Annotated in this window: 9 protein-coding genes and 2 tRNA genes; 7 read left to right on the top strand and 4 right to left on the bottom strand. The window is 47.5% G+C overall.

Features of this window, described 5'->3' with window-relative positions; genetic code table 11:
- Nucleotides 1–22: 22 nt before the first annotated feature.
- Together AC5JLB_RS00920 and AC5JLB_RS00925 are read left to right on the top strand one after the other, a co-directional pair.
- On the top strand, nucleotides 23–688 hold the full coding sequence (locus AC5JLB_RS00920; RefSeq protein WP_495871977.1) for an HD domain-containing protein: 666 nt from the start codon (nucleotides 23–25) through the stop codon (nucleotides 686–688).
- A 60-nt stretch (nucleotides 689–748) separates the two neighbouring features.
- Nucleotides 749–829, top strand: a tRNA-Leu gene (locus AC5JLB_RS00925).
- Between the two features lie 112 nt (nucleotides 830–941).
- On the opposite strand, the gene AC5JLB_RS00930 is transcribed toward AC5JLB_RS00925, so the two are convergent.
- On the bottom strand, nucleotides 942–1,607 hold the full coding sequence (locus tag AC5JLB_RS00930) for a hypothetical protein (protein ID WP_495871978.1): 666 nt from the start codon (nucleotides 1,605–1,607) through the stop codon (nucleotides 942–944).
- Between the two features lie 238 nt (nucleotides 1,608–1,845).
- On the opposite strand from AC5JLB_RS00930, the gene AC5JLB_RS00935 reads away from it, so the two are divergent.
- The gene (locus tag AC5JLB_RS00935; RefSeq protein ID WP_495871979.1) at nucleotides 1,846–2,982 is read left to right on the top strand and encodes a hypothetical protein; all 1,137 of its coding nucleotides are present in this window, start codon (nucleotides 1,846–1,848) and stop codon (nucleotides 2,980–2,982) included.
- Between the two features lie 367 nt (nucleotides 2,983–3,349).
- A tRNA-Leu gene (locus AC5JLB_RS00940) sits at nucleotides 3,350–3,430 on the top strand.
- A 59-nt stretch (nucleotides 3,431–3,489) separates the two neighbouring features.
- Here AC5JLB_RS00940 and AC5JLB_RS00945 read toward each other — a convergent pair.
- The 3 genes from AC5JLB_RS00945 to AC5JLB_RS00955 all read right to left on the bottom strand — a co-directional run bounded on the left by AC5JLB_RS00945 (nucleotide 3,490) and on the right by AC5JLB_RS00955 (nucleotide 6,491).
- A complete protein-coding gene (locus tag AC5JLB_RS00945) occupies nucleotides 3,490–4,602 on the bottom strand; it encodes a class I SAM-dependent methyltransferase (RefSeq protein ID WP_495871980.1) in 1,113 nt (370 codons plus the stop codon).
- A gap of 167 nt (nucleotides 4,603–4,769) precedes the next feature.
- Entirely contained in the window at nucleotides 4,770–6,188 is a 1,419-nt protein-coding gene (glnA, locus tag AC5JLB_RS00950) for a type I glutamate--ammonia ligase (protein ID WP_495871981.1), read from the bottom strand.
- A gap of 126 nt (nucleotides 6,189–6,314) precedes the next feature.
- Nucleotides 6,315–6,491: a hypothetical protein gene (locus AC5JLB_RS00955; RefSeq protein WP_495871982.1), complete on the bottom strand. Its 177-nt coding sequence runs from the start codon at nucleotides 6,489–6,491 to the stop codon at nucleotides 6,315–6,317.
- A 348-nt stretch (nucleotides 6,492–6,839) separates the two neighbouring features.
- Between AC5JLB_RS00955 and apcB the strand changes: the two genes are divergently transcribed.
- The 3 genes from apcB to AC5JLB_RS00970 form a co-directional block, all read left to right on the top strand.
- A complete protein-coding gene (gene apcB, locus AC5JLB_RS00960) occupies nucleotides 6,840–7,349 on the top strand; it encodes an allophycocyanin subunit beta (RefSeq protein ID WP_495871983.1) in 510 nt (169 codons plus the stop codon).
- A gap of 113 nt (nucleotides 7,350–7,462) precedes the next feature.
- On the top strand, nucleotides 7,463–7,615 hold the full coding sequence (locus AC5JLB_RS00965; protein WP_495871984.1) for a hypothetical protein: 153 nt from the start codon (nucleotides 7,463–7,465) through the stop codon (nucleotides 7,613–7,615).
- 293 nt (nucleotides 7,616–7,908) lie between these two features.
- Nucleotides 7,909–8,673 (top strand): SGNH/GDSL hydrolase family protein (locus tag AC5JLB_RS00970; protein ID WP_495871985.1); only part of this gene is annotated, 765 nt, incomplete at its 3' end.

Genomic DNA, 8,673 nt, shown 5'->3' on the forward strand with positions numbered 1-8,673 from the left:
CACGTCATTTTCTAGAGGTGTCATGAAGCGATCCTGTGGAGCTTGGCAAAGCCAATCGCGGTTAATCGAATTACGAAACCAATGGATCGCCCTACTACAAAAGCTTTCCGTTAATTCCACCTCTGCAATCCCTGTATTTTCTGATCTGGTCAACGCTTATTCTGAGCCACACCGCTTCTATCACACTCTTGCTCATATCCAGTCGGTTCTGCAATGGGTCGATCGCTTGCAGTCAGGTGCTCACGATTTGCCAGCCATTCAATTAGCGGTCTGGTTTCATGACGTTGTCTACGACACGCGATCGCAAGATAACGAAGAAATGAGCGCAGCCTATGCCAGTCAGGTATTGAGCGCGCTCGAAATTCCAAATTTCATAGTTGAGAGAGTCAGCCATCTGATCCTCGCAACAAAGCATCATCTTGTGGAACCAATGGATAGTGATGCTCAAATTTTGTTAGATGCTGATTTAGCGATTTTGGGTGCAGCCCCAGTTCAGTACAAAGAATACGCTTCAGCGATTCGACAAGAATATGCTTGGGTTTCGGAGGCAGACTATCGAGCCAGGCGCTGTCAAGTGTTAGAGGCATTTTTAGAGCGCACACAACTTTATTTCACCGAGTTCATGGTTGAAGAATTGAATGCGATCGCCCGATTTAACCTCCAAACCGAAATTCAAGCGCTCAAATGATCAAACTTTTCAAATTTGTAAGCGATCGCTCAATTTTCTGCTATTCTAGGTAAGGCTTAAGCGGATGTGGCGGAATTGGTATACGCGCACGCTTGAGGTGCGTGTGGCTTTGCCTTGCGAGTTCGAGTCTCGCCATCCGCATAACCTCAAAAAGGGTACATCGTCAAAGATGTACCCTTTTTCATTTCGGTAGAAGAGTTTTAGTTCTTCGATGACTTTATAGAATCAAACAGAATTTCATTGAATTTCTAATTCAGTCAGCGATCGCTGCTGACGTATTTTTTTCCAACGTCAAAATTGTTTTTGCCTGTTGCATCAATGTATTCTGCTCCTGTTGAATTACTTCTAGTCGCAACAGAATCTCGGCAAGTTGCTCCTGTGGACTGCTTTTAGAGGAGTTGACAACAGTAGCCCGAATTGCAAGTGGTTTAGTAACCATTCCTAGCAGCCGTTTACCGAGTTTGAAGGGTAATTGCAAAATAAACACCCAGGCTTGCTCAGTAATCCGACTGAAGGCTTTCAGTAAACCTGACAGTAGTAATAGGGTGAGTAGAACGATGCCGATTGTATAAAAAGGATGTGTCAGGAACCAAGATAGCAGTGGGTGAGCGTTAAGCCAGGCGTAAACTGTACTATTCAATGATTTTTGAACACTATCAGCGATCACAGTTTTGGTCGAACCAACTGTCTCGGCTCCTTTTCCGATAATCTGACCACCTGTTTCTGTGACCCGATTGATCACTGTCTCACTCGTTCCCGACAAACCAGCTTTTGCTTGGCTGACAGTTTCTGAGATCGCACCTGCCGCCTGTCCTGCTTTTTCAGTAAAATTCACTTTCGCATTCTGTAAGACATTCAAAGCATTAGAGGACATTCCTGAATTGGGAAATAGCTCTCCGCTACCTACTATCGTTACCATCGTTACTTACCCAGAAGATCGTTCACTGTTACAGGATGCCCTGAACCAATGGCGGATTTCCTCGTATCTTGTAAAAGTAGGCTCCCTCAGCGCTGCCCATACAGTCCGAAACAGTTTCCAACCAACTTATTCAAGCTTTTCCATTTCTTGCGTTAACGGGTGAAGTAGTCAGGGATAACTGAAAACAAGTTCCACGATCGCGTGTTGCAATCTTGTCGCTCAACCAGGTTATTGGTCCATGAAACGCTTGAAAATTTGGCAATCCCTGATTAGGAAAGTTCTCTTGCTCAGCCTTGTTCTATCTGGCTTTCTAGGGATTCAGTTGCTTCTACCCCAAATTGCCAAGGCTGATTCTGGCAATACATGGGCGGAAAAAATGGTGCAAGCTGGGGAATCTTTAGGCAGTAGTGCAATAAAAACAAGCGGAACAGTTGCTGGAGCAGCACTCAATGCCAGTTTGAGTGCTGGAAGTACTGCGTTACAGACTGGAACAGGTATAGCACAAACGGCTGTTCAAGTTGGCGGGGTGGTTGGTGGTGCAGCAGTTGGGGCAAGCAAAGTAGCAGTCGGTACAGCTGTTCACGTTGGAGGAACTGTAGGAACTGTGGCACTGCAAGCTGGCAAAGCAGCAACTGGAGCGGCTATTCAGGTTGGCGGGGTGGTTGGAGATACAACACTTCAGGTAGGCAAAGTAGCAGTCGGTAAGGCTATTCAAGTTGGAGGAGTGGTTGGTAGCGCAACCGTGCAAGTGGGACAAATCACCGCCAAAGAAACTTACCAACTCATGGGACAGGCCGCTGAAGGCGCAAAACATGCTTCAGAACTGATTGCTCAAGGCATTTCCCAATCCTTCAATAGCCAGGTTCTACCGTTGCTAGACGTAGTCATTGATGAATTAGATACAGTTCAGATCGAGGCTCGAACGCATCAATGGCAACAAATGCATCCAGACCAGATGTCTGGACAGCTTGCAAAACATTTTATTTGGAACCATGCTCGAAAATCACTATTACCTAGCGATTGGGTGACAACTGTACGAACACAGGCTGAACTGGTTTATGAAATTGCAGCCTTGTATGGACTTGATCTCAATGATCCGGCACGAAAAGCAGAAATCATTTCGCTTGCCACCGTTAACCTTAGTAGCGGTCCAACAATTAAAGCAGGGGTTGGATTGCTGAAGTATCCAATTAGCCAAGTTCCTTTTGCGGGTGACGCGGTCGATATAGGGTCAGACTCTATGCTTCGGTTTGCAATGGTTCACATACTCGGACACGCTGCCTGCCGCTACTATGCAACAAAGGTCGGTGTACCTGTACCAGATGTTATCACTGCAAGTTCACAGGCAGAAAGAGAATCGCTGGCTTCCTCTTGATGAGGAAAATGCTTTGCCAAGACCTGCATCATCTCTTCTTATTTGACCGCTCCCCCTATAGTTCTCCCTCTGAACTTTCACATAGTCTGACCGAATCATTATGCTGATTGACGATCGCTAGCAGTATTCTTTTGTGCTTCTGCATAGATTCGTGAAGCGGTAGCCATATGCTGTTCAGCCTTTTCACCTCTTGATTAAAACCACATCAACGTCTCGGAGCAACCTGAACCGCGATGGTAGCCAATGATGAAGCAGGCATCCTCAACATTGCCTTTGAGAAAAACTCCTCTGAAAAACTCCTCTGTAAGAGGCGTGATATTCGACGTGTCAATCTCGTTGTCCGTCATTTATTCTAGGTAAGGCTTCAGCGGATGTGGCGGAATTGGTATACGCGCACGCTTGAGGTGCGTGTGGCTTTGCCTTGCGAGTTCGAGTCTCGCCATCCGCATAACCTCAAAAAGGGTACATCGTTAACGATGTACCCTTTTTCATTGCTCAAATTTCGCTCTATACTTCAACAGGAATGGTTTGATTAACCTGTTGCGCTGCTTCGGTCTGTCCTTCCGCAGGCTTACGAGCAATCCAATACTTGCTCATAAAATGTACCTGCGTCGAAATGTCCGTAAAGCCCGCTTCCTGTAATCGTGCTTCCAAATTATCGGTGCTGTAGTGGCGGTAGTACGGCTCGTGGAACATCTCCGGGAAGTTTTCCATTAGAGGAGCCATTTCCGGTGAGTCGCTCACCTGAATCGAGTCACAGATGACAAACGTACCACCGGGCTTGACCACGCGGAAGCAATTGTTGATCACGTTCTGACGCGCTTGTGCGGGCAGTTCATGAAACAAAAAGACGCAGCTTACCGCATGGAAATAGTTGTCCACATACGGTAATTCTTCTGCATTTGCCTGAATCAGTTGGAGCAACTCTCCAGGATTTTGTGACAGAAGCTGATTGGCTTTCCGCAAATAAGCAGGCGATAAATCTGTTCCATAGAGCGACGCCTTCGGCAGCATTGCTCGAATATTCTTGAGCGTCCGACCTGTACCGCAAGCAACGTCTAGAACCTTGATTTGAGTCGGAGGAACGTCCCGAAACGCCTGCAACCCTTCTTTTAAGGGAGCTAAGATACGCCGCCGCATTGGATCGGCGGCTCCATTAAACAGGAGTTCGACCTGCAAATCGTATAAGTTGGCTGACAGGTCGCTGAGATAGCCATTTGTCTGATGGTGGAAGTTTTGCAGGTAATAGCTGGGATACCCACCAGTCTCAACCGCCGTGTCAAACTTTTGGTGCTGCTTGTTTTGCACTCGCTCCCACATCGAAGGCATGTCAAGCCACACCACCGGATAGAAGCGGAAGAAGTCGTCCCAAGGATTATCAAACAGAATGCTTTCTGGATAAACGCCCTGCTCCGCATCTTGCCAGTCCGCTTCCACAATACGCCTATAGCGTTGCTGAATCTGACCCAGAATCTCCGCTGAAACCGGAGCCGTCTTGCTTTCTGAAGAAGGAGCGACAAGATTGGTCAATTGGATGCCCACGGCTTTGTGTGCCAACCCAAAAACGCTCTTGCCCTGCTGAAATGTTTGATACGCCAGTTTTGTTAACGTGTCAGGCATGGTTAAACTTTATTAGACTGAAACCCACTTACATCAATAATTGTAACGAATTTAATGAGAGCAGCATTGAGTTTCAGTAATTGATTCTTTAAAGCATGAAAGAGCGATCGCGCCTCTAAAAGATGCGATCGCTCCATCCAACCCATGAAACTGACTTAACGCAACGCTTAGCAGTCGTAGTACAGCATGAACTCGTAAGGATGAGGACGAATACTCATCGGAATCACCTCACGGTCGAGCTTGTAGCTAATCCAGCTTTCAATAAAGTCCTCAGTGAACACACCGCCTGAGGTCAAGTACGAATGATCCGTTTCGAGGTTCTTCAGCGCTTCAGCCAATGACCCTGGCGTAGACGGAACCTTCGCCAATTCTTCGGGGCTGAGTTCATAGATATCCACATCGAGCGGAGAACCCGGATCGATTTGATTCTTGATACCATCAATACCCGCACACAACATCGCAGCAAACGCGAGGTAAGGATTAGACGTAGCATCAGGACAGCGGAACTCAAGCCGCTTCGCTTTAGGATTGGTACCTGAAAGCGGAATTCGGACAGACGCCGAACGGTTGCCCTGAGAATAGGCTAAGTTCACCGGAGCTTCAAATCCTGGAACCAGACGCTTGTAGGAATTCGTGGTCGGATTGGTGAATGCCAACAAGGACGGGGCGTGCCTCAGAATGCCACCGATGTACCAGAGCGCCGTTTGGCTCAACCCGGCATACATGTCGCCTGCAAACGTCGGCTCACCGTTGTTCCAGATCGACTGGTGACAGTGCATTCCAGAGCCATTATCGCCAAAGATAGGCTTGGGCATAAAGGTAATGCTCTTGCCATACTTCCGCGCCACATTTTTAATGACGTACTTGTAGGTCATCAGCCAGTCTGCGGCTTGCACCAACGTACCAAACTTGATGCCCAACTCGCACTGACCGCCCGTGGCAACTTCATGGTGATGCTTCTCGATCGGCACACCGCACTTTGCCATCGTCAGCAGCATCTCAGACCGCATATCCTGGGAGGTGTCGGTCGGTGCAACTGGGAAGTACCCCTCTTTATTCCGAGGCTTGTAGCCCAAGTTGCCACCTGGCTCAGTCCGACCAGAGTTCCAAATTCCTTCAGAACTATCGACGTGATAGTAACCTTCGTGCTGGTTTTGGTCATAGCGGACATCATCAAAGATGAAAAATTCAGCTTCAGGACCAAAGAACGCGGTATCGCCTAATCCGGTCGTTTTCAGGTAATCGATCGCTTTTTGGGCAATTGAGCGAGGATCGCGACTGTAAGGTTGTCCGGTACGCGGTTCAATAATCGAGCAGACCATGCTCAGAGTCGGGTGTTCCATGAATGGATCAATCCAAGCAGTATCCGGATCTGGAACCATCGCCATATCCGACTCGTTGATCGACTTCCAACCGCGAATGCTCGAACCATCAAAGGCAACACCTTCAGTGAAGCTACTTTCCTCGATCTGGCTCTTGTGTAATGTCAGATGCTGCCAAATTCCTGGCGTATCAATGAACTTAAGATCAATGAGTTCAATATTCTCATTATTAATCCATGCCAGGATGTCTTGCGGGGTTGCCATGAAATACTCCTTACTCGGTTCGTCTTGCTCAACTCTGAGCGCGTGGTTAGAAAAGTAGGCTTGGAAAGTTAAAAAAGGTGTTTAGGTTAAGCCAATTTGACGATCAAACTTGAAAATCAATCAAACTTAAAAATCAAATTTAGCGATCAAACCGCTAACCTTACCCTGCAACCCTGTGAAGAGATTGACCCAAACAGTTTTTCCTTGCCCAAAACCTAGAATCGACTCGCAGAACACCGATTTTCCCGGAACGTGACTTCCAAGAATCGCGGTCTTTTGAAATCTAAGGTTTAACTGAACCATCGTAGAAAGAGGCTCACAGCGATTTTGTATCGCTTGTTACAAAACGCTTTGTGTTCTTTGGAATTCAACTTAAGATTTAAGAATTACAAATGCTACAAGCTCCATCCGTTCATTCTTTTCTTGGCCTATCCCTGGCTAAATTAGAAGAAATGTAACGATTTGCGAATAGAGGGCTACCCCAAAGGATACCGTCAAATATAGGTTCAGTCCCCCGTGGTAGACTTGAGCCTAAATCAGAAATTTATGACGCTTCGACAAGGTTCGACGAGGGCTGTGAGTCGACGTTGCCTTAGCTAAACACACAAGCTAAACACCTTTAGTTACAGGGATTGTTGGGAGAATAATTTCATGCGGGACGCAGTGACAAGCCTGATTAGAAACTATGACGTTACCGGTCGTTACCTCGATCGCAATGCTCTTGATAACCTGAAATCCTATTTTGATACTGGGATGGCGCGGGTTCAAGCAGCAACGGTAATCAACTCAAATGCGGCGGGAATTGTTCGGCAAGCGGGAAAACAACTCTTTGATGAACTCCCCGAACTGATTCGTGCCGGTGGAAATGCATATACAACTCGTCGTTATGCGGCTTGCCTGCGAGATATGGATTACTACCTCCGCTATGCCAGCTATGCACTTGTAGCAGGCGATATGGATGTGTTGGATGAGCGAGTTTTAGAAGGCTTGCGCGAAACCTATAACTCGTTGGGTGTGCCGATTGGTCCGACCGTTCGCGGGATTCAAATCATGAAAGACATTGTGAAGGAACAGGTTGCGGCGGCAGGACTTACAAGCACAGGGTTTTTGGATCAGCCGTTTGATTACATGGCTCGCGAGTTGGGTGAGAACGACCTCTAGCGCCTGACCTGTAGCTCATGTTTTCTAGCCATACGCCCCCATCTGTTAGAGAAAAATAGGTGGGGGCGTATTGTTGTGCAATTCAAGGACTTGGCACTGGAGCAGGTTAGGCAATGCTTGGGAGGAGCGACGGATGGAGTCAGGGGTATGATGAAACCGCGATCGCGCTTGCGATGCGGAGCAGTTCCCCCGACGGGGTAAACGCAGGTCACTTCGCCGTTATTGCCTGCCGATCTGCTGAAAACGGCGATTATCCAGTAACTTAGGGCGACGATGTGATGAGTTGTCAGTACTGGGCTGTGATTAGCGCAACGCGCAACTCCAAAGGAAGCGCGCACGCCTAATGTCCGGATGCAGGATGAGCTTCTTGGTGAAGAGTTGTGGGCCAGTGCTAAGCTAGGTGAAATTGCCGAATCAGGACGTGCAGCAACAGCGTAAGTAATGTATTAGCGGAATATAAATCGGAATGTGAATCAATACATTTTGCAAATTCATTCCGCGTCGTTGTGTAATTTATCTACAGTTTTGTTAGTCTCCTCACCCTGCCAACACTACTGCTATGACAAATCAAATTACCCTCAATTTTGATTTCCCTAAAGTCAGTGGCTCTTTGACCTCTTCCGACTACAGTGAACTATCTAGAACCTTTTCATTTGAGATTCCTGATGCAACCCCTCTGATCGAGCAAGCGGAGGCGTTTCTTCGTGATCTGCCGGATATTGGCTCATTTTCGTGGAACATTGATTTCAGAAACTTTGATTTAGACTGCACTCCTAGCCATTCTTTGCCCATCAGTGGGCTTGTTATTTTCGGAGACAGTCTTTCTGATCCGGGCAATCTTTTTAATCTCACCGGTCAGCAAGTTCCTCCTAGTCCTCCCTACTTTGACGGACGCTTCTCGAATGGTCCGATCTGGGCAGATTATCTCGCTCCTCGTTTGAACTTAGAGGAAACTTCGGTTAACAACTTTGCTTTTGGTGGCGCAAAAACTGGGCGGGACAACATCGCCAATACTCTGTTTGGTTTACCGGAGAGTTTAAATTTGCCCGGACTTCTTGACGAGGTGGGTACCTTTGCCGCTACAACGGGAGCGAAAGGCGCTGACCCAAACGCGCTCTATGTTGTGTGGGCAGGCAGTAACGACCTATTGAATCTGCCACTAGATCCGCAGGGAGCCGCTAAAGGAATTAGCGAGGCAGTGACGAATATTTCTAGCGCGATCGCAACCTTAGCTCAGTTAGGCGCAGAAAACATCGTGGTTCCGAATTCGGTGAATTTGGGATTAGCTCCTTTTCCAAATCAAACCGGAGTTGCAGCGCAGGCA

The sequence above is a fragment of the Myxacorys chilensis genome (assembly GCF_059505265.1).

Excerpts from the sequence above, each read along its gene's own strand:
- AC5JLB_RS00935 (WP_495871979.1), top strand. The coding sequence starts at position 1,846 with ATGAAACGCTTGAAAATTTGGCAATCCCTGATTAGGAAAGTTCTCTTG.
- AC5JLB_RS00920 (WP_495871977.1), top strand. The coding sequence starts at position 23 with ATGAAGCGATCCTGTGGAGCTTGGCAAAGCCAATCGCGGTTAATCGAA.
- glnA (WP_495871981.1), bottom strand. The coding sequence starts at position 6,188 with ATGGCAACCCCGCAAGACATCCTGGCATGGATTAATAATGAGAATATT.
- AC5JLB_RS00930 (WP_495871978.1), bottom strand. The coding sequence starts at position 1,607 with ATGGTAACGATAGTAGGTAGCGGAGAGCTATTTCCCAATTCAGGAATG.
- AC5JLB_RS00965 (WP_495871984.1), top strand. The coding sequence starts at position 7,463 with ATGCTTGGGAGGAGCGACGGATGGAGTCAGGGGTATGATGAAACCGCG.
- AC5JLB_RS00945 (WP_495871980.1), bottom strand. The coding sequence starts at position 4,602 with ATGCCTGACACGTTAACAAAACTGGCGTATCAAACATTTCAGCAGGGC.
- AC5JLB_RS00955 (WP_495871982.1), bottom strand. The coding sequence starts at position 6,491 with ATGGTTCAGTTAAACCTTAGATTTCAAAAGACCGCGATTCTTGGAAGT.
- apcB (WP_495871983.1), top strand. The coding sequence starts at position 6,840 with ATGCGGGACGCAGTGACAAGCCTGATTAGAAACTATGACGTTACCGGT.